This is a genomic window from Bradyrhizobium sp. T-1 (assembly GCF_053592855.1).
In genome coordinates, this window is sequence record NZ_CM132115.1 from 5949617 (window position 1) to 5968332 (window position 18716).

Consider the following 18716-nt stretch of genomic DNA (forward strand, 5'->3'; position numbering starts at 1 on the left):
TTACGGCTTCAGGATCACGCGGTCCCGCGACGAGCCGGCGACCGCAACATACGCCTCCTTTGCGCGCTCGAGCGGATAGATCGCGTTCGTCCGGATCGGAAACGGCTTCAATTGGCCGCTGGCAAAGCCTGGGCAGAGCTCGCGCAGCACGGCGCCGGTCGCGGCCGACGACAGCCCGAGCGTATCGATGCCGACATAAGTGTGCTGTCCCCGATAGAATTCGAGAATGTTGAACTGCACGATGCGGTCGATCGCGGCGATCAGGATCTGGCGGCCGCGCAAGGCGAGCGACTTGTGCGCCGCCTGGAAGTAGGGATCGCCGACCGTGTTGAAGACGATGTCGGCCCCCGTGCCGCCGGTCAGTTCGCGCACGCGTGTGGCGACATCTGTCGCGGAGGCATCGATCACCTCGATGGGCGCGTTGGCGTGACCTTCATAGGCTTCCGCCTTGCGCACCACGCCGATGACGCGCGCGCCCCGCCAGGTCGCGATCTGCACCGCCGCCTGACCGACCTTGCCGTTGACGCCGAACACCAGCACCGTCTCGCCGGGCTTTGGGATGCCGGCGCGGCGAAAGCCCTCCATCGCCGTGACGAAGGGCACGCCGATGCCGGCGGCCTCCTCCCACGACACCGTCTTCGGCTTCTCCACAACCGCCTCAGCTTCGACCACGAGATGGCTTGCATGCGTGCCATCACGGCGGATGCCGAGATCGCCGGAGGAGCCGAACACTTCGCCGCCGGCGGTGCCGGACGGACCATCGATCACCAAGCCCGCGTAGTCTCGGCCGGGCGTGCGCGGGAACACCGCATAGGGCATCAGCCCGGTCGCGGCCTTGACGTCGGACGGATTGACGGCAGCAGCCTTCACCTCGATCAGGAGATCGTTCGGGCCGCGCGTGAGCGTATGATGCTCGACGACCGGCATGACCGCGGCCGCGTTCTCGGCCTTGGCATTGAGGCGGACGCAACGCGCCTCCACGGCTTTGGTAACGGCTGGCGACATGGGAAGACCCGCGATTTCTCGCGGGCCTTGTCGCCTTTGGGGGCGGTCAAGTCAATCCGTCAAGTCAGTCCTTGGGCCGCTTGTCGTAGAGCCGCTTGGCCTTGCCGAGCGAGCGCTCCAGCGTGGCCGGCGCAACCACCTGCACCCTGGAGCTGATGCCTATGGTGTTCTTGATGTGGGTCGATATCCGGTCGGCGTGGTCGATGAGGCCTCTGCCGTCCCAGCTCTCAGCCCGCGCCTCGGCGATGATGGTCAGCTCATCCATGCGGCCTTCGCGAGTGAGCTCCAGGATGAAGTGCCCGCCGCACCAGTCGGTCGCGAGCAGTATCTCCTCGATCTGGGTTGGGAACAGATTGACGCCGCGCAGGATGATCATGTCGTCCGAGCGGCCCGTCACCTTCTCCATCCGCCGCATGCCCGGCCGCGCCGTGCCCGGCAACAGCCGCGTCAGGTCGCGGGTGCGATAGCGGATCACCGGAAAGCCCTCCTTGGTGAGCGAGGTGAAGACGAGCTCCCCCTTCTCGCCATCCGGCAGCACGGCACCGGTCTCGGGGTCGATCACTTCGGGATAGAAGTGATCCTCCCAGATGTGCAGGCCATCCTTGGTCTCGATGCACTCCTGCGCGACGCCGGGGCCGATCACCTCCGACAGGCCGTAGATGTCGGTCGCATCCATGTCGAAGGCATCCTCGATCTCGCCGCGCATGGCGTTGGTCCAGGGCTCGGCGCCGAAGATGCCGACCTTGAGCGAGCACTGGCGCGGATCGAGCTTCTGGCGCTTGAACTCGTCCAGGATCGCCAGCATGTAGCTCGGCGTCACCGTGATGATGTCAGGACGGAAGTCGTTGATGAGCTGCACCTGCCGCTCGGTCATGCCGCCGGAGATCGGCACCACCGTGCAGCCGAGTTTTTCGGCGCCGTAGTGCACGCCAAGACCGCCGGTGAACAGGCCGTAGCCATAGGCATTGTGGATGATCATGCCGGTGCGGCCGCCGGCCGCGCGGATCGAGCGCGCCATCACCTCGGACCAGGTCTCGATGTCGCGCTGGGTATAGCCGACCACGATCGGCTTGCCCGTCGTACCGGACGAGGCATGCACGCGGACCAGCTTCTCGCGCGGCACCGCGAACATGTTGAAGGGGTAGTTGTCGCGCAGATCCGTCTTCACCGTGAACGGGAACTTCGCGAGATCCGATAGCTCGCGGAAGTCCGACGGATGCACCCCTGCCTTGTCAAAAGCCTTGCGATAGTGCGCGACGTTGTCGTAGGCGTGCTTCAACGACCAGGCCAGACGCTGTTTCTGCAACGCCATGATCTCGTCGCGTGAGGCGCGCTCCTGCGCGTCCATCTCGGCCCGATAGGTGCGGCCGCCGTCCTTCAGCTTCGTCGAAGCCATTCTCGTTTCCCCACATTGATTTGTTCTTCTGTTTATTGGTCTTGCGCCGGCAGCCACGTGCCGGGAATGACACGCGAATGTCCGCGAAATTCTGCGATGACGGTATCGCCTGCAGTCACGCGCACGTCATAGATGCCGGAGCGGCCACCGCGGGTGATCTCCCGTGCCTTGGCCACGAGCCGGTCGCCAAGTTTGCCGGGCCTGATGAAGGTGATTTGGCCCTGCGCTGCGACGACGCGGTCATTGTGCGAGTTGCAGGCAAAGGCAAAGGCTGAATCGGCGAGCGTAAAGATGAAGCCGCCATGGGCGATGCGCTGGCCGTTGACCATGTCCGGCCGCACCGTCATGGCGACCGTCGCGAAGCCGGGACCAACCTCGACGATCTCCATGCCGAGACCCTTGGACGCATCGTCCTCCGCCCACATCGCTTCAGTGCAGGCGCGGGCAACATCCTCAGGCGACAGGGCGGCTTTGAAGTTCACGCGCTTCTCCCGGCGAAATGCTCGTTCATGATGTTCTGCTGGTCGGCCAACACTGTCAAACGTGGTCGTAATCGACAACGACCCGCTCCGACGACGGCTTCGCCTGGCAGGTCAGGACGAACCCGGCCTTCAGCTCCCAGGGCTCCAGCGAATAATTGATGTCCATCGGCGCCTCGCCCTCGACCAGTTTTGCGCGACAGGTCGAGCACATGCCGCCCTTGCAGGCGAAGGGCAGATCGACGCCGGCGCGCAGCGCGGCATCGAGGATCGCCTCGTCCTCGGCGACCGGGACGTCGCGGCGCTTGCCGTCGATGATCAGGGAGGCGACCGCCTTCGGCGGCGCGTCGGCGGCAACGGCCTTCTTCGGCCGCGGCTTGCCGCCGAACTCGGAGACGAAACGCTCGACATGGATGCGATCATCGGAGATCCCGAGATCGCGGCAAGTCGCCTCGACGTCCTCGCTCATGCCAGATGGCCCGCAGATGAAGACGTGATCGACACTCTCGGCCGGCACCAGCGAGCGCAGCAGCACCCTCACCTTGTCGCCGTCGAGCCGGCCATGCAGGATCGGGATGTCCTGCTCCTCGCCGGAGATGACGTGGAAGATCGAGAGGCGATCGATGAACCGGTCCTTGAGCTCCTCGAGCGCCTCCAGGAACATGATGTTGTCGGTCGTGCGGTTGCCGTAGAACAAGAAAAAGCGGCTGTCCGCCTCGCGCGCCAGCACGCCCTTGACGATCGACAGGATCGGCGTGATGCCGGAGCCTGCGGCAAAGCCGACATGGATGCACCCGGCTTCGGCCGGTGCGATCACGCCAAAGCGCCCCGTCGGCGTCATCACGTCGAGCTCGTCGCCATGTTTCAGCTCGTCTGCTGCCCAGCTCGAGAACGCGCCGCCGTCGACCTTCTTCACGGCGATGCGGATCTCGCCGTCATCGGGGCCGGAGCAGATCGAGTAGGAGCGGCGCACCTCCTCGCCATCCAGTGTGGTGCGCAACGTGAGATACTGGCCGGGGCTGAAAGCATAGTCGTCGGCAAGTTCGCGCGGGATTGCGAAGGTCATCGAGACCGCGTCAGACGCCTCGCGGCGGAGATCGTTGACGGCCAGGCGATGGAAGCGGGGAGCGACGGTTGACATTACGAGCACCTTCGTTCGGTCTTTCCGTCGTCGTTGCGAACGGAGCGAACCAATCCAGAATCTTTCCGCGGAGACAGCCCAGATTGCTTCGTCGCAAGAGCTGCTCGCAATGACGATCGGATCGGCATCATGCGCCTCAATGACACTTGAAGTAGTCGAAGGGTTCGCGGCAGGACTTGCAGCGCCAGAGCGCCTTGCAGGAGGTCGAGCCGAACTCGGACAGGAGCTCGGTCTTGTCAGAGCCGCATTGCGGGCACGCGACCGCCTGCTCGCCGAACAGTGCGCGGCGTGAGTGTGAAGCTTGCGGCGGCGCGATGCCGTAGGCGGCCAGCTTGCGGCGGCCCTCCTCGCTCATCCAGTCCGTGGTCCAGGCCGGCGACAGCACTGTGCGGATTTTTGGGCGATGGAAGCCGGCGCGCTCCAGCGCCACCTCGATTTCCAGCGCGATCATGTTCATGGCCGGGCAGCCCGAATAGGTCGGCGTGATCGCGACCTCGACATGATCGCCGTCGAGCGTGACATCGCGCAGCACGCCGAGATCGGCGATGGTCAGCACCGGAATCTCGGGATCGACCACGCTCGCTGCGGCATCCCAGGCGCGCTGACGCAGCTCGCTATCGTGCTCCAACACCGTCACCATGCCTGCCCCGGAAAGGTGCGCTGCATCGATTGCAGTTCGGACAGGAGGTGGCCGAGATGCTCGCTGTGCCGGCCGGCTCGGCCGCCCTGCTGCATCCAGTCGTTCTGCGGCAGGTGAAGCGTTGCTTCGCTGACAACGCCGGAGAGCGTCGTCAGCCAACGGCCGCGCAAGGTGCCGGGATCGATGGCGATACCGGCATGAATCAGGGCGCGCTCGCCATCGTCGACGGCGAACATCTCGCCGGTGAAAGCCCAGAGGTGATCGATCGCTCCTTGCGCGCGGGCGCGGCTCTCATCCGTACCGTCGCCGAGACGGATGATCCATTCCGAGGCATGACGCAGATGGTAAGCGCTCTCCTTCTCCGACTTCGCGGCGATTGCCGCGAGCGTCGTATCGGGCGAACTCATCATTGCGCGCCAATAAAGGTCGGCGAAAGCGGAATAGAAGAACTGCCGCACCATGGTCTGAGCGAAGTCGCCATTGGGCTGCTCGACCAGCAGCAGATTGCGGTACTGCCTGACGTCCCGCAGGTAGGCGAGCTTGTCCTCGTCGTTGTCCCTGCCTTCGGCCTTGGCGGCATACGTATAGAGCTCGCGGGCCTGGCCGATCAGGTCGAGTGCGATGTTGGAGAGCGCCATGTCCTCTTCCAGCATCGGCGCATGTCCGCACCACTCCGACAGCCTGTGGCCGAGGATCAGCGCATCGTCGGCGCGGCGCAGGGTGTAAAGCACCAGCGGCGTTTCGCAGACCTGGATGTTGGCGATCGCCATCACATGTGCCCCACTTCCTCGGGCACCTCGTAGAAGGTCGGATGCCGGTAGATCTTCGATTCGGCCGGCTCGAACATCATGCCCTTCTCGGCAGGATCGCTCGCGGTGATCGCGGTCGATGGCACGACCCAAATGGAGAGGCCCTCGCCGCGGCGGGTGTAGATGTCGCGGGCGGCCTGCAGGGCCATGGTGGCATCGCTCGCATGTAGCGAGCCGACATGCTTGTGCGCGAGCCCATTGCGGCTGCGAATGAAGACTTCCCACAGCGGCGTGTTCGGCGTGGCCATAATGATCTCCCTATTCCGCGGCTTGCGCGGTCTGGCGCTGCGCGCGCTTGGCGGCATAGGCGGCGGCGGCTTCGCGCACCCAGGCGCCTTCGTTGTGCGCCTTGCGGCGCGCGGCCATGCGGTCGCGGTTGCACGGACCGTTGCCGGCGAGCACCTGCTTGAATTCGGTCCAGTCGATCTCGCTGTAGCGCCAGTGCCCGTCCGCATCCTGAGTCATGCCTGGATCTGGAATGGTGAGGCCGAGATATTGCGCCTGCGGCACGGTGGCATCGACGAATTTCTGGCGCAGCTCGTCATTGGAGAAGCGCTTGATCTTCCACTTCGTGGAGGTGTCGCTATGCTGGCTCGTCGCATCCGGCGGGCCGAACATCATCAGCACCGGCCACCACCATCGGTTCAGCGCATCCTGCGCCATCGCCTTCTGCTCGTCCGAACCGCGACATAGCGTCAGCATGATCTCGTAGCCCTGGCGCTGGTGGAACGATTCCTCCTTGCAGACACGGATCATCGCGCGCGCATAAGGGCCGTAGGAGCAGCGGCACAGCGGGATCTGATTCATGATCGCAGCGCCGTCGACCAGCCAGCCGATGGTGCCGATGTCGGCCCAGGTGAGCGTGGGATAATTGAAGATCGAGGAATACTTCGCCTTGCCCGCGAGCATCGCGTCGACCAGCTCTTCGCGCGAGGCGCCGAGTGTCTCGGCGGCGGCATAGAGATAGAGCCCATGGCCGCACTCGTCCTGCACCTTGGCGAGCAATGCAGCCTTGCGGCGCAAGGTCGGCGCGCGCGTGATCCAGTTGCCCTCGGGCAGCATGCCGACGATTTCGGAATGGGCGTGCTGGGAGATCTGGCGCGTAAGCGTCTTGCGGTAGGCCGCCGGCATCCAGTCGTTCGGCTCGATGCGCTCCTCGGCATCGATGCGGGCCTGGAACTGCGCAGCTCTGCCTGCGTCCTCCAGACCGCGATCGTCGGTCTCGGCCGTGTTCAGCGCCTGGGTATACATGCGCACTCCTCCCGATTTGTTGGGAGGCAATATATAACAGAAATTACCTAATGCAAGATAATTCTGTAACATATAAATCAAGCCTCGAACCTCCTCTCCAGAAGCTTCCGCGCCGGCGGCAGCGGGCCCTTTTCATTGGTTCCATGGCCATCAAGCCATTGTTCCGACGGCGCAAGCAGCGCCCGATAGATCTCGCCGCAGAGCCCGCGGGCAGCCCTGCCCGGCCAGTCCGCCGGCAAAAGGCTTTCCGGCAGCAGCGGATCGCGCAGCACGACACGGCGGTAGTAGTGGATCAGCAGGATGCGCGCCGTGAAGGCGTCCGCCTCGGACAGCTCCGTGCCCCGTGCGAGTGCGGCGCGCAGCGGCTCAAAGGTTCTCATGAATTTCAGATAGGCGTCGGCCGTGCGCTCCAGCGGCCAGCTCGCGCTGAGCAGGCGACGCCCACTGTCATCCTCGGCTGAAACTTCAAGGCGGATGGCACTTGCGGCCTCGTCCGGCACCGGCACGCCTGACGGCGCGACCCAGACGCCCGGCAGCGGGCTGCCGAAGCCGGCATTGCGCAACGCCTCGCGCGAGACGTCGCGGTCCTCGCCATTGCCGATCAACAGCAGCTCGAAGCGCCCGGTCCAGTCGGACGGCGGAGGATCGTAGATGTGGCGCGTCGCGGCCTCGAACGTTTCGCGGCCCTTCTCGGCGAGACGATAGAAGCTGTTGCGACCGACCTTTTCGCGCGTCAACCAACCATCGGCCGCGAGCCGCGACATCGCCGTACGCACCACGCCGCCATCGATGTCCAGTCGCTCGAAGAACGCCAGCAGCGTGCCGAGCCACACGGAGCCGCCGCGCGGAACGATGGCGTCGCCGAACATGGTGATGACGATGGAGCCGGTGCGTGACGGCTCACGCTTGAGCTGATCGATGATGCGGGAGAGCGGATGCGCCATGCGCGAGGCATAGCGCGTTTGGTGCGGGCGGGACAATGGACGGGAGCGACGCTCTTGCTCTCCCTCGCCCCGTTCTTACGGGGAGAGGGCTGGGGTGAGGGGCCGCTCTCCGCGACTTCGGTGAGAGTCGGACTCGCGGAGAGTCCCCCTCACCCGGAATTTGCTAGCCGCAAATTCCGGCCTCTCCCCTCAGGCGGGCCTCAGGCGGGGAGAGGCGAAGAAACTACCTGTGCGGATCGGGATAGGCCAGGCTGCGCCAACCGCTGCGATCGAACGGGCGCCACTGGCCTTCCTTCTGCGCGAGGCGATCGGCCACCGCATAGACGACCGCGGGATGGTGGCCCATGCCGCAATGGCTGCTCTCGACCTCGATGCTCTCGGTCTGCGCGCCGGATCTCTCCATGCAGCCCTGCCAGGCGCAGACGCCGTCGGTGCGGCTGAAGATGGCGGTGGTCGGCACCGGTGGCGGCACGGCGAGTTCGCCGCCAAACTTCGGATCAACCTCGTCGGACTTCCGCCCGCTCGCCCATTCATAGACGCGCCAGGCATTGGTCGACCGGGGATTGCCGGCGAAAGGGCTGCCCAGCGTGATCACCTGACGCACGCGCTCGGGCATCATCTTGGCAAGCTGGCGCGCATAGAGACCGCCGAGGCTCCAGCCAACCAGACTGATCTTGCGGCCATGCTTGTCGCTGAGCTCCTCGATCAGATCGACCATCGCATGCTGCACGCCCTCGCGCAGGCCGTAATTGCGGCCCTGGCGCCAGCCGCTCACCGCGTAGCCCTTGTTGGTCAAGAAGCTGCGCAGCGCGCGCGTGGACGCGTCGGAGGCCACCAGTCCGGGCAGCACCAGCACCGGATGCCCATCGCCACGCGGCGCGAGGCTCAGCAGCGGGAGCGCGCCGAGGAATGCGCCGAACTCGTGGATCGCGCGCCCTTCCAGAAACATCAGAGCACGGGACGGCGGACGCAGCGTCTGGGCAGTAGCGGTCATCAATGGATCCCCTTGGCAAGAATTCCCGAAGAGCCCGCCGGCCGCGATGCCGGCAATGGGCACGACTTCCAATACGCCGGCTTCTTGAACGTTCCGCAGCGCAACATGAATCAGCTAGGCGGCCGGTTCCACACATTCAAGCGGGAGATGCGCGAGGCGACAATAGGCCTGCGCGTTAATGCTAACGGGCGTGACGCAAAAGTCACAACAATCGGAGCAAGAATTCTACGGAGTAGAGCGCCAATCCGGCGAGCCCGCCGATCAGCGAGCCGTTGAAGCGGATGTACTGCAGGTCGCGCCCGATGTTGATTTCAATCAGCGAAATCAACTGCGCCATGTCCCACGCCTTGACCTGGTCGGAGATGAAGGTCGAGACGCCGCTCTTCTGGTCGGCCACGAAGCTGCGCAGCACGGTCACCAGGCCCTTGTTGATCTCGCCGCGAAGCTCGGCATCGCCGGCGAGCGCATCGCCCGCCGAAACGAACATGCCGGCGAGATGATGCTGCAGCACCTGCGTCTCGCCTGATGCGCTGCGCTCGATGAAGGAGCGCGTGTTGGCCCAGACGGTGCGGGCGAGATCGGCAAGCTCGGGCCGCGCCAGGAGATCGCGCTTCAAGCCGTCGATGCGGTCGATATAGGCTTGGTCGGTGCCGAGCCGGTCGACGAAGCTCAGCACCATACGGTCGAACTCACCGCGGAACGGATGCTTGGGATCGCTGCGCACCTCGTTGAAGAACGCGGTGGCGGACGACACGATCTTGTTCACCAGGAACTTGTCGGCGCGATAGAGCTTGAGCAGGGTCGGCAGCTCCGCGCGCACCTTCTCGCGGATCATCGCCATCGTCTCGACTCGAGTCAGCGTCTCGTGCATCACGCGCAGGAGATCGTCGAACAGGATCTGGTGGCGCCCCTCGGCCACGAATCCGCGCAGCGTGCCGGCTGCGAGCGGCGCAAGATCAATGGCCTGGAGCTGCGAGGACATGCGGCGGATGATGAAGGTCATCAAGCCGGAGCTCTCCGTCGCAGAGACGGCTTCCGGCAGCAAGCGCAGCGCGAAGCGCGCAAGGTCGTCGCTGCGCTTGCGGTCGCGCAGCCAGTCGGCGACGAAGGAGCCGAAATCGATTTCGTTCAGCTTGGCCTCGACCGGGCCGGCCTCGAGGAAATGCACCTGGATAAACTCGCCGAGCTTGTCGGCGATGCGGGCCTGATTGCTCTGGATGATCGCGGTATGCGGGATCGGCAGGCCGAGCGGCCGTTTGAACAGCGCGACCACGGCATACCAGTCGGCAAGCCCGCCGATGGTCGCGGCTTCCGCAAAGGCGGCGATGAAGCCGAACACGGGATGCACCGGCAGCAGCCATTTCGCGGCGACGAACAGCGCCAGCGTCGACGCCAGCACCAGCGTCGCCAGCGCCTTGACGCGGCGCAGTTCGGCCGCACGTTCGGCGTCGCCGGGGGTGTCAAAAGAGAAACTGCCTGATGGAGTCATCACTGCATCACAGTACCCGTCATTGCGAGCGATGCGAAGCAATCCGGAATCTTTCCGCAGAAAGACTCTGGATTGCTTCGTCGCTTCGCTCCTCGCAATGACGGCGGGACAAAAACAAAAGGCCCGCCGAAGCGGGCCTCAAATTTCAGTTGGTCCTCAGGGTGCCGGATCAGGCGGTCTTGTTGTAGACCTTGGCAAAGTTGTCCTGAGCGGACTTGGCACCATTGGCGGCAAGCTTGCCGAAATAGTCGGCGGTCGCCTTGGCGCGCGAGACGAACACTTCGCCGCGGGAGCGGAGCAGGCTCGACTGGATCTCGACGGCTTCGCTGACCGACTTGGCGGATGCGAGCTTGTCGATGCCCGAGAAGAACGCCTCGGCGTCCTCGTAGATCGCCTGCTGGATGTTGCGGCTGATCTTGCCGGCTTCAGTGACGGACTCGGACACCGCGTTCTCGACGGCGGCGGTCACGCGCTCGGAGCCAGCGAACACCTCGGCAGCACGGTCCTTGGCGGTGTTGGCAGTCTTCTTGACGAACTCGCGGGCGGCCTCGGGAACTTCCAGGTTCTGGATGTTCTTGAAAGCGTCTTTGAAGCCCTCGAAGGCGGTGTTGGTTTCGGTGGTCATGGGGTTCTCTCCATCCTCATCGGTCTGAGCTATGGGCTCACCCCGTCCGGTTTTGGCCCGGGGCACGGCTTATATGGCATAGTTAATTGTGCGACGCAACAATAATGTTGCATTGCGATATCACGAAATCGTGAATATCCTTAATTGGAGGCAATCTGCTGCCTCCCTGGCCCGCCGCCTACTTTGCATGGGGTTGATTTCCAGTTTTCTGGTCGCCGGATGGCGCCTCAGTGCTGGACGGCCCTCTTAGTGCTGGACGGCGCCTGGCAGCCCATAGGCCTCCATCTGGGCCTGGACCTGCGCGATGTTGTGCCCGAGCACGACGATGTCGTGGGTCTTGCCACCGACGTCCCGGACATGGTCGCGTAACAAGGCCTCTGCCTTGAAGCCGAGGCTTTCGAACAGCGCGATCGCGGCCTGCTGGTCGACCGTCATCTGGACCGAGAGCTTCTCCAGCCCAGCCCCGAGCGCGAGCGCAAAGGTCTCCTGCGACAGCGCCTTGCCTACCCCCTTCCCGCGCACATCCTGCGACACCACCATCCGGATCTCGCCGACATGGGGGGACCAGGAGTGCGGATCACGCACCAGCGTGCCGCAACCGACGACCGTGCCGCCCCGGACCGCCAGCAGGCTCTGGATCGCGCCGCGCTCGATCTCCTTGACCCAGGCCGACAGCACCTTCGGCTCGCTGATGTTGCGCGGCAGGAACAACAGATCATGGGTCGGCAGGCCTTTGCCGAAGGCGAGCACTGCGGCTTCGTCCGCGGGCGACATCAGGCGGATCTCGATATCGCCGGCGTCGGTCTTGACGTGACGCGGATAGGAACGCTGCTCGCTCATGTCGATCTCTTTCCCAGCCAGGAATCCAGTTTCGGCCACAACCGCTTCACCGCATTGGCGCCGGCGACCAGCGAGACGTGACCGCCCTTCAGCATCACCTCTTCCTTATCCGCGGAGCCGATCTTGGCGATGAGGTGTTTTGCGGCGTCATAGGGCACGATGTGATCGTGCTCGGCGACTGCATGCAGGATCGGCACCTTGATGTTCTCGAGCTTCGCCGCGCGGCCGCCCACCGACATGGTGTCGTTGAACAGCTTGTTGTCCCACATCAGGTCCTTGGTGATGGTGCGGAAATATTCGCCCGCCAGCGGCAGCGTGTCGGTCGCCCAGCGGTCGAACATCCGGTACGACTTCACGAACTCGTCGTTCCAGATGTTTTCCCAGAGCTGGATCTGGCTCACCGTGCGCGAGGCCGGACGCAGCATCTCGAACGAGGACAGGATCATCTCCGGCGGCACGTTGCCGACACTGTCGACGAGCCGATCGACGTCGAAATAGCGGCGGTCGGAGAAATTCGAGAACAGCTTCATCTCGCGAAAATCGATCGGCGTGGTGAAGCAGATCAAATTCTTCATCGGCCCGTCCGGGAAGATCGAGCCATAGAGCAGTGACAGTACGCCACCGAAGCAATAACCGATGACGGAGACGTCCTGCTCGCCGGAATCGGCCTGCACGCGGCGGACACAATCCGGGATGAAGTCGAGGACGTAGTCCTCCATCCGCAGGCTCTTCTCTTCCGGGCGCGGTGCACTCCAGTCGAGCATGTAGACGTCGTAGCCGCGCCTCAGCAGGAACTCGATGAAACTCTGGCCAGGGACGAGGTCGAGAATGTAGCCGCGATTGGTGGTCGCCATCACGATCAGCACCGGCACGCGATAAATCTCGTCCGACATCGGCCGGTAGTGGTAGAGACTCATCGTTCCGCGCGAGTGCAGCACGTCCTTTGGTGTCGAGCCGAGGGTGGGGCCGGAGGTCGAAATATATTCGACGCCCTTGATGCTACGCTGGATGGCGCGCTGCACCTCGGCCTGGATGCGCTCCGGGATAGATGCGAAATCAAGTCCCGCCGGCGCGTTCATTTTGGCTCTCCGCCTTCGGATGGCGGACGTTTGGTGCGCGGTGGCCGCGGTGCGGAATCGATCGGTGCCCCCCCGGAATTGGCCGACATCTGATTCAGCATCGACCTGATCTCGCCGAGTTGCCCCTCGATCGACTGCAGCCGCTCGGCGATACCCGCCATCTGCTCGCGGCTCGGCAAATTCATCGAGAGGAGATACTTCTCCATGAGATCGCCGAACTGCTTCTGCGCGCCCGCAGCAGCGCCGCCGGCGCGGTTCATCGCCTGCGAGAATTCCGGCGTCTCCATCGCCTTGGTGGCGAAGGAGTTGAATCCCTTCTCCATTTCGCCGACCATCTGCTGCCACAAGGCAACTGGATCGGTGATCTTGTCGGTCATCAGCATCCTCCCGATGTGGAGGGCTTGTGCCCTTCTTCCTGCCATACGACACCGTTGCGGGGTGTCGGTCAACCGGCAAGCAGCGGTCCGGCACACGGCTTCTTCGCGCGAGGAAACCGTGCCATACAGCAATGGTCAAAAGCCCGAGGAACGCCCGTGAACGCCTCCGCCCATCAGCCGCCCCAGACCGTCCGTGCCAACGGCATCGACATCTGCTACGAGATTTTCGGCAATGGCAATGCCGAGCCGCTGCTGCTGATCATGGGGCTCGGAGCACAGATGATCCATTGGGACGATGCGTTCTGCGAACAGCTCGCCGCACACGGCTTTCGCGTGATCCGTTTCGACAATCGTGACATCGGCAAGTCCAGCCATCTCACCGGCGGCAATCGCCTGACTCCACTGGAATTGATGAAGCTGCGCTTCCTCAGAATTCCAGTGGCCGCCCCCTACAAATTGATCGACATGGCCAGGGACACGGTCGGCCTGATGGATGCGCTCGGCATCAAGTCGGCACATCTGGTCGGTGCCTCCATGGGCGGCATGATCGCGCAGGAGGTGACGCTGTCGTTCCCCGCGCGCGTACGCTCGCTGACCTCGATCATGTCGACCACCGGCAATCCGCGCGTGCCGCCTCCGACGCGAGAGGCCGCCGCCATGCTGATGGCCCCCCCGCCGCGCAGCAAGGAGGAGTTCATCACCCGCTTCGGCCAGACCTGGAAGATCTTGCGTGCCGGTTCCTTCCCCGAGGAAGAGGCGCTCGATCCCGGTCGCGCCGAACGCGTCTTTGCCCGCGGGCTCAATCCGGCCGGCGTCGGCCGGCAGCTCCGCGCGGTGCTTGCCTCCGGCAGCCGCAAGGAGCGGCTGCACAGCGTGAAGACGCCGACGCTCGTGATCCACGGGACGGTCGATCCGCTGGTGCGGCCCGAAGGCGGCAAGGACACGGCCGCGTCAATTCCGGGCGCAAAGCTGCTGATGATCGACGGCATGGGCCACGCGCTGCCGATGCGGTTCTGGCCTGAGATCGTCGGCGCCATCGACAAGCATGCGCATGGCGCGGCAGCGCAGGCAGCGTAGACCCACGCCGCCAGTCTCCTCGCGGTGACCATGTGAGCCGCCGGTTACTCTCTTAACCCGAGCCGGCGCGAGAGCTATAGAGGCCTCCCTCAATCGCAAGACCGAGGCTACGGCCTCCCGGAGCTCACATGCATCTCATCGTCCGGCCTGCGGCAATGGTCGCCGCTTCGGCTCTCATGCTGTCCCTCGCCAGCGGCGCCACGATGGCGGCCAGCGCACAAGACGAAGCCAACCGCGCCGCCGTGCTCGCCTTCTACGAGAAGGGTCTCAATCAGAAAGACGTCGATGCAGCGCTCGCCTATGTCGGCGACCGTTACGTCCAGCACAATCCGAACGCCGCCGATGGACCGGAGGGCTTCCGAAAGTTCATCGGCTTCCTGCGCGAAAAATTTCCGAACTCACACAGCGAGATCAAACGCGCGTTCGTGGATGGCGACTACGTCATCCTGCATGTCAACGCGGTCCGCGAGCCCGGCACCAAAGGCAACGCGATTGTCGACATCTTCAAGCTGGAGAACGGCAAGATCGTCGAGCATTGGGATGTGGTTCAGCCGATCCCGGAGAATCCGGCGAACAACAACACGATGTTCTAACCCTTCCTCGCGATCCAGATCACGTGACGCGCGCCACCGCCCCTGCCGGTGGCGCGAACGTTGACCTCGTTGACGCCGAAGCCGGCACTGCCAAGGCGCTTGGTGAAGGCGGGATTCGGTCCCGACGACCAGACGGCGAGCACGCCGCCCGGCCGCAGTGCCGCCTTCGCAGCCGTCAATCCGTTCGCACTGTAGAGCGCATCGTTGCCCTTGCGAGTCAGTCCTTCCGGCCCATTGTCGACGTCGAGCAGAATGGCGTCGAAGGCCGAACTCTTCGCCCGGATGATTTCGCCGACGTCGGTCTCCCGGATGCTCACCCTGGCATCATCGAGACTGTCGCCGAAGACTTCCGCCATCGGCCCGCGCGCCCAGCTCACCACCGCTGGCACGAGTTCGGCGACCACGATCTTCGCCTTGCTGCCGAGGACGGTGAGCGCCGCGCGCAGCGTAAAGCCCATCCCAAGGCCGCCGATGAGAACGACGGGTTTTGTCACCGCCTCGATCTGCTTCGCTGCAAGCGTTGCAAGTGCGGCCTCAGAACCAGACAGGCGGTTGTTCATCAGCTCGTTGGTGCCGAGCTTGATCGAAAACTCCTTGCCCCGCCGCATGAGGCGGAGCTCCTCGTCGGAGCCGGGGATTTTGGCGGTGTCGAGTTTTTCCCAGGGAATCATGCCTGACGTTTAGCACGATTGGACTGGCGGTCACCCGCCAGCCCAGACGTCCAGCACATACCGGTTCTTCGCGCCCATCTCCTCGATCCAGCGCGCAGCCGCAGCGGCATCGCTGCCGCTCTTCTCGCGATGGATCGCAACCAGCGCCGCCTTCACGTCGGGCTCCATCCTGCTGCCGTCGCCGCAGACATAGATGATCGCGCCCTGCTCGATCAGGGGCCAGACCTTGTCCTTCTGCGCGGCAAGAACGTGCTGGACATAGGTCTTGGGGCCGTCCGTGCGCGAGAACGCGGTGAAGAGCTCGGTGATGCCGCTTGCGGCAAGCGCCTTCAGCTCATCGGCGTAGAGAAAATCCTGATCGGGATGGCGGCAGCCGAAAAACAGCATGGACGGTCCGAGGCTGGCGCCCTTCGCCTTGCGCGCGGCGCGTTCCTGGAGGAAGCCGCGGAACGGCGCGAGCCCCGTGCCCGGACCAATCATGATGATCGGCACCGAGGGATCGTCGGGCAGGCGGAAGCCGGCCTTGGTCTCGCGCACGGTGGCGTAGATCGTATCGCCAGCCCGCCGATTGGCGAGATAGCTCGAGCAGATGCCCTTGTAGGTACCGCGCCCCGAAGCGGCCGGTCCCTCGACCACGCCGACCGTGACGCTGCAACGCATTGGATCGACCGACGGCGAGGACGAGATCGAGTAGTAGCGCGGCGCAAGCAGCGAGAGCATTTCCAGATAGGCGTGGAACGGCAGCTCGCAAGCAGGATATTCGAGCAGCAGGTCGAACACCGATTTGCGCATGGCCAGAATCTCGCCGCGGTAGCGCTCGAGCGTTTCGGCCTCCTCGCCGACAAAGGCCAGCAGCTTCGGCTTGGTGACCGGGCAACGGGTATGCTCGGCCATGGTCTGGATCTGCTTGCGCGTCGCCACCTGCTGCAGCTCGACAAACTCGCTGAGGAGGCGTCCGACCGATACGGCGTTGCCGACCGGCAATTGCGCCCGGCGGCCTTCGGCGACTTGGAGCCTGATCTGATCGGCGGGCAGGAAGCCGAAGCGGCGGGCGACCGAGTCCACCAGCGTCGGATCGTTGCGCGGAACGACACTCAGGTGATCGCCGACACGATAGGTGACGTTGGCCGGCAGCTGCACCTCGATGTGGCGCGTCGAGCGCGGCGACGGATTGGCGCCGGACTTGTTCTGGAGCTCGTCATTGACCAGCACCTTCATCGCGACAGCACCACCCTGGGCAACGATGGTGTTGACTGCGGTCACCGCGACCGGCTCGATCGCATAGAGCGGATCGTCTTCCGCGGTGCGCGTGAAATTCCAGTCGATGCCGAATTCCTTGGTCGCGACCTGAGCGGCGGCCGGGAACCATTTTTGGAACTGACCGTCGAGATCACTGCGTGCGTCGCCCTCGCCGCGCGGATAGACGGCGCGTGCCCCGTGCTTCGACAATTGCTCGTCGATGAAGCGCGGCACCGATTGATAGGTCGCGGCCCAATCGCTGTTGCCGCAGCCGAACACGGCATAACGCACGTTGGCAAAGGCGTCCTTCGGCAGATCGTCGCCGAGCCATTTGACGAACTGCGTCGCATTGTCGGGCGCCGCGCCGTTATAGGAGGCGCAGATGATCAGCACGCCGCCTTCGTGCGGAAGCTTGCCGACGTAGTCGTCGAGCGGCCCGAGATGCACCGCAAAGCCGTTGATCTCCGCAAGGTCCGCCATGCGCGTCGCGAGTTCCTCGGCCGTGCCAAGGTTGGAGCCATAAAGCACGAGCATCGGCGTGTTGTGACCGGGACGCGTGGTCGGCTGACGCGGCGCCCTCGGCGCTGAAACTGCGGCCGTGGAGGGCCCGCCATAGGCACCTCGCTCGCGATCCGCCCGCGGCCTCACCTTGATCTTGAAGCCCTCCGGCTTCATCGTCAGCGTTTCCTTCAAGTGCATCTGGTAGCGCTGGTGGTCGATCAGCTTGAAACGCTGCAGGATCATGCCGAGTGCAAGTGCAGCCTCGTGCATGGCAAAACCGCGGCCGATGCAGGCGCGCTGGCCGTTGCCGAACGGCTTCCAGGCATTGATCGGCCGCTTCGCTTCGGCTTCCTTGCTGAAGTTCTCGGGGTCGAACGCATCAGGATTGGGGCCCCAGACGCTGGGGTCGCGATGCAGCGCCGTCACCAGGATGGTGGTGAACGTGCCCTTCCTGAGCTTGTACCTGCCGCCACCGATGGTTTCGTCATTCAGCGGCGAGATGCCATAAGCCGGCGCCGGCGGCCACAGCCGCAGCGCCTCTTTCAGGATCTGCGTGATGTAGGTGAGCTGCGTCACCTGCTGGTAGGTCGGCTTCGCATTGACGTCAGGGCCGAAGACGCGATCGACCTCGTCATACGCCTTCTTGAGGAGGTCGGGGTGTTTCAGCAGCGCATAGAGCGTATAGGACAGCAGGCCGCTGGTGGTCTCGTGGCCCGCAATCAGGAATGTGTTGATTTGGTATCGGATGTTGACGTCATCGAGCTGCTCGCCGGTCGAGCGGTCGACACCGGTCATCATCGCCGCGAGCATGTCCTTCTTGTCGTCGATTCCTTCCGCACTCTTGCGGCGCTCGGCGATGATCTCGTCGACCATCTTGTTCATGAAGGCGACGTCTTCGCCCAGGGTCTTGCGCCGCTTCTGCATCCAGAGCTGCTCGAACGGCAGGCCGCGCGTCATCATGATGGTTTCGAGCGAGCGCACCAGCGACTCGACGAAGGGATGGTAGTCGCGCCGGTAGAACGAGTTGAAGCGATAGTCGAAGCCACAGAGGCCGATCGTGTCCAGCGTCAGCGCCGTCATGTCGTGGACGACGTCGATTTCATCGTCGGCGTTGAGGCGCTCCCATTTGTGGACGAGCTGCTCGGCGATATCGACCATGCTCGGATGGTAGGACTGCATGGCGCGGTTGCCGAACGGCTGCAGCAGGATGTTGTGTGCCTTGCTCCAGTTCGGCTCCTTGGTATCCGCGGTGAACAGACCGTCGCCGCCGACCGCGCGCACGCGCCGCAGCGCGCCACGCACCGTCTTGTCGAAGCGCTTTTCGTCAGAGAGCTCGTCGACGAGATCGTGGCCGGAGACGACCACGATCGGCGAGCCCATCATGTCGAGCCAGAAGATCGGGCCCAGCTCCTTGGCCAGCCGCGTCAAATGCTGCACGGGCGCGGCCGAGTCCAGCGACAGCATGTTGCCAACCACCGGCTTGGTCGGCGGATGCGGGATCGGATCCAGACGGTTCTTGGATGACATTAAATGCGCTTCCCCCGTTGCGTCATTCCGGGATGGTCC

The 18716-nt window shown here is 64.2% G+C and carries 19 protein-coding genes; 2 read left to right on the plus strand and 17 right to left on the minus strand.

Going from position 1 to position 18716, the window contains the following annotated elements; translation table 11 throughout:
- From ACWAT4_RS28595 to ACWAT4_RS28665, 15 genes are all read right to left on the minus strand, one after another.
- Nucleotides 1-1005 (minus strand): quinone oxidoreductase family protein, encoded by a 1005-nt coding sequence (locus ACWAT4_RS28595; protein ID WP_449728646.1) that lies wholly within the window; start codon nt 1003-1005, stop codon nt 1-3.
- 64 nt (nt 1006-1069) lie between these two features.
- Nucleotides 1070-2401: a phenylacetate--CoA ligase PaaK gene (gene paaK / locus ACWAT4_RS28600; RefSeq protein WP_212424953.1), complete on the minus strand. Its 1332-nt coding sequence runs from the start codon at nt 2399-2401 to the stop codon at nt 1070-1072.
- A 32-nt stretch (nt 2402-2433) separates the two neighbouring features.
- Entirely contained in the window at nt 2434-2883 is a 450-nt protein-coding gene (paaI, locus tag ACWAT4_RS28605) for a hydroxyphenylacetyl-CoA thioesterase PaaI (RefSeq protein WP_212424952.1), read from the minus strand.
- A gap of 55 nt (nt 2884-2938) precedes the next feature.
- On the minus strand, nt 2939-4021 hold the full coding sequence (gene paaE, locus ACWAT4_RS28610; protein ID WP_212424951.1) for a 1,2-phenylacetyl-CoA epoxidase subunit PaaE: 1083 nt from the start codon (nt 4019-4021) through the stop codon (nt 2939-2941).
- A 136-nt stretch (nt 4022-4157) separates the two neighbouring features.
- Complete coding sequence (gene paaD, locus ACWAT4_RS28615; protein ID WP_212424950.1) at nt 4158-4661, minus strand: 1,2-phenylacetyl-CoA epoxidase subunit PaaD; 504 nt, start codon at nt 4659-4661, stop codon at nt 4158-4160.
- The gene (paaC, locus tag ACWAT4_RS28620) at nt 4655-5431 is read right to left on the minus strand and encodes a 1,2-phenylacetyl-CoA epoxidase subunit PaaC (protein WP_449728647.1); all 777 of its coding nucleotides are present in this window, start codon (nt 5429-5431) and stop codon (nt 4655-4657) included. Before paaC ends, paaD begins: the two co-directional genes overlap by 7 nt.
- Nucleotides 5431-5718: a 1,2-phenylacetyl-CoA epoxidase subunit PaaB gene (gene paaB / locus ACWAT4_RS28625; protein ID WP_008136594.1), complete on the minus strand. Its 288-nt coding sequence runs from the start codon at nt 5716-5718 to the stop codon at nt 5431-5433. Before paaB ends, paaC begins: the two co-directional genes overlap by 1 nt.
- Nucleotides 5719-5728: 10 nt before the next feature.
- Entirely contained in the window at nt 5729-6721 is a 993-nt protein-coding gene (gene paaA, locus ACWAT4_RS28630) for a 1,2-phenylacetyl-CoA epoxidase subunit PaaA (protein WP_212297971.1), read from the minus strand.
- Between the two features lie 77 nt (nt 6722-6798).
- Nucleotides 6799-7665 carry a phenylacetic acid degradation operon negative regulatory protein PaaX gene (gene paaX / locus ACWAT4_RS28635; protein ID WP_449731276.1) on the minus strand — a complete coding sequence of 289 codons (867 nt, stop codon included), beginning with the start codon at nt 7663-7665 and terminating at the stop codon, nt 6799-6801.
- A 223-nt stretch (nt 7666-7888) separates the two neighbouring features.
- Nucleotides 7889-8659, minus strand: a complete 771-nt coding sequence (locus tag ACWAT4_RS28640) for an esterase/lipase family protein (protein WP_449728648.1) — start codon at nt 8657-8659, stop codon at nt 7889-7891.
- Between the two features lie 202 nt (nt 8660-8861).
- Nucleotides 8862-10148 carry a DUF445 domain-containing protein gene (locus ACWAT4_RS28645; protein ID WP_212424947.1) on the minus strand — a complete coding sequence of 429 codons (1287 nt, stop codon included), beginning with the start codon at nt 10146-10148 and terminating at the stop codon, nt 8862-8864.
- Between the two features lie 169 nt (nt 10149-10317).
- Nucleotides 10318-10773 (minus strand): phasin, encoded by a 456-nt coding sequence (locus tag ACWAT4_RS28650; protein ID WP_212297967.1) that lies wholly within the window; start codon nt 10771-10773, stop codon nt 10318-10320.
- 246 nt (nt 10774-11019) lie between these two features.
- Nucleotides 11020-11613 (minus strand): GNAT family N-acetyltransferase, encoded by a 594-nt coding sequence (locus ACWAT4_RS28655; protein WP_212424946.1) that lies wholly within the window; start codon nt 11611-11613, stop codon nt 11020-11022.
- Nucleotides 11610-12692 carry a PHA/PHB synthase family protein gene (locus tag ACWAT4_RS28660; RefSeq protein WP_449728649.1) on the minus strand — a complete coding sequence of 361 codons (1083 nt, stop codon included), beginning with the start codon at nt 12690-12692 and terminating at the stop codon, nt 11610-11612. The genes ACWAT4_RS28655 and ACWAT4_RS28660 overlap by 4 nt, the downstream gene beginning before the upstream one ends.
- Nucleotides 12689-13069, minus strand: coding sequence for a hypothetical protein (locus ACWAT4_RS28665; protein WP_449728650.1), 381 nt, complete (start codon nt 13067-13069; stop codon nt 12689-12691). Before ACWAT4_RS28665 ends, ACWAT4_RS28660 begins: the two co-directional genes overlap by 4 nt.
- A 156-nt stretch (nt 13070-13225) precedes the next feature.
- Between ACWAT4_RS28665 and ACWAT4_RS28670 the strand changes: the two genes are divergently transcribed.
- Both ACWAT4_RS28670 and ACWAT4_RS28675 read left to right on the plus strand, forming a co-directional pair.
- Nucleotides 13226-14146, plus strand: coding sequence for an alpha/beta fold hydrolase (locus ACWAT4_RS28670; RefSeq protein ID WP_212297963.1), 921 nt, complete (start codon nt 13226-13228; stop codon nt 14144-14146).
- A gap of 128 nt (nt 14147-14274) precedes the next feature.
- Nucleotides 14275-14739: a nuclear transport factor 2 family protein gene (locus ACWAT4_RS28675; RefSeq protein ID WP_212424944.1), complete on the plus strand. Its 465-nt coding sequence runs from the start codon at nt 14275-14277 to the stop codon at nt 14737-14739.
- Here the strand turns inward: ACWAT4_RS28675 and ACWAT4_RS28680 are convergent.
- Both ACWAT4_RS28680 and ACWAT4_RS28685 read right to left on the minus strand, forming a co-directional pair.
- The gene (locus ACWAT4_RS28680) at nt 14736-15410 is read right to left on the minus strand and encodes a spermidine synthase (RefSeq protein WP_212297961.1); all 675 of its coding nucleotides are present in this window, start codon (nt 15408-15410) and stop codon (nt 14736-14738) included. The two genes, ACWAT4_RS28675 and ACWAT4_RS28680, sit on opposite strands and share 4 nt — an antisense overlap.
- 30 nt (nt 15411-15440) lie before the next feature.
- Nucleotides 15441-18677: a bifunctional cytochrome P450/NADPH--P450 reductase gene (locus ACWAT4_RS28685; RefSeq protein WP_449728651.1), complete on the minus strand. Its 3237-nt coding sequence runs from the start codon at nt 18675-18677 to the stop codon at nt 15441-15443.
- Nucleotides 18678-18716 lie beyond the last annotated feature (39 nt).

What these genes read in the sequence shown, in the direction of transcription:
- ACWAT4_RS28595 (WP_449728646.1), bottom strand. Translation starts at nt 1,005, where the DNA reads ATGTCGCCAGCCGTTACCAAAGCCGTGGAGGCGCGTTGCGTCCGCCTC.
- paaK (WP_212424953.1), bottom strand. Translation starts at nt 2,401, where the DNA reads ATGGCTTCGACGAAGCTGAAGGACGGCGGCCGCACCTATCGGGCCGAG.
- paaE (WP_212424951.1), bottom strand. Translation starts at nt 4,021, where the DNA reads ATGTCAACCGTCGCTCCCCGCTTCCATCGCCTGGCCGTCAACGATCTC.
- paaD (WP_212424950.1), bottom strand. Translation starts at nt 4,661, where the DNA reads ATGGTGACGGTGTTGGAGCACGATAGCGAGCTGCGTCAGCGCGCCTGG.
- paaC (WP_449728647.1), bottom strand. Translation starts at nt 5,431, where the DNA reads ATGGCGATCGCCAACATCCAGGTCTGCGAAACGCCGCTGGTGCTTTAC.
- paaB (WP_008136594.1), bottom strand. Translation starts at nt 5,718, where the DNA reads ATGGCCACGCCGAACACGCCGCTGTGGGAAGTCTTCATTCGCAGCCGC.
- paaA (WP_212297971.1), bottom strand. Translation starts at nt 6,721, where the DNA reads ATGTATACCCAGGCGCTGAACACGGCCGAGACCGACGATCGCGGTCTG.
- paaX (WP_449731276.1), bottom strand. Translation starts at nt 7,665, where the DNA reads ATGGCGCATCCGCTCTCCCGCATCATCGATCAGCTCAAGCGTGAGCCG.
- ACWAT4_RS28640 (WP_449728648.1), bottom strand. Translation starts at nt 8,659, where the DNA reads ATGACCGCTACTGCCCAGACGCTGCGTCCGCCGTCCCGTGCTCTGATG.
- ACWAT4_RS28645 (WP_212424947.1), bottom strand. Translation starts at nt 10,148, where the DNA reads ATGACTCCATCAGGCAGTTTCTCTTTTGACACCCCCGGCGACGCCGAA.
- ACWAT4_RS28650 (WP_212297967.1), bottom strand. Translation starts at nt 10,773, where the DNA reads ATGACCACCGAAACCAACACCGCCTTCGAGGGCTTCAAAGACGCTTTC.
- ACWAT4_RS28655 (WP_212424946.1), bottom strand. Translation starts at nt 11,613, where the DNA reads ATGAGCGAGCAGCGTTCCTATCCGCGTCACGTCAAGACCGACGCCGGC.
- ACWAT4_RS28660 (WP_449728649.1), bottom strand. Translation starts at nt 12,692, where the DNA reads ATGAACGCGCCGGCGGGACTTGATTTCGCATCTATCCCGGAGCGCATC.
- ACWAT4_RS28665 (WP_449728650.1), bottom strand. Translation starts at nt 13,069, where the DNA reads ATGACCGACAAGATCACCGATCCAGTTGCCTTGTGGCAGCAGATGGTC.
- ACWAT4_RS28675 (WP_212424944.1), top strand. Translation starts at nt 14,275, where the DNA reads ATGCATCTCATCGTCCGGCCTGCGGCAATGGTCGCCGCTTCGGCTCTC.
- ACWAT4_RS28680 (WP_212297961.1), bottom strand. Translation starts at nt 15,410, where the DNA reads ATGATTCCCTGGGAAAAACTCGACACCGCCAAAATCCCCGGCTCCGAC.
- ACWAT4_RS28685 (WP_449728651.1), bottom strand. Translation starts at nt 18,677, where the DNA reads ATGTCATCCAAGAACCGTCTGGATCCGATCCCGCATCCGCCGACCAAG.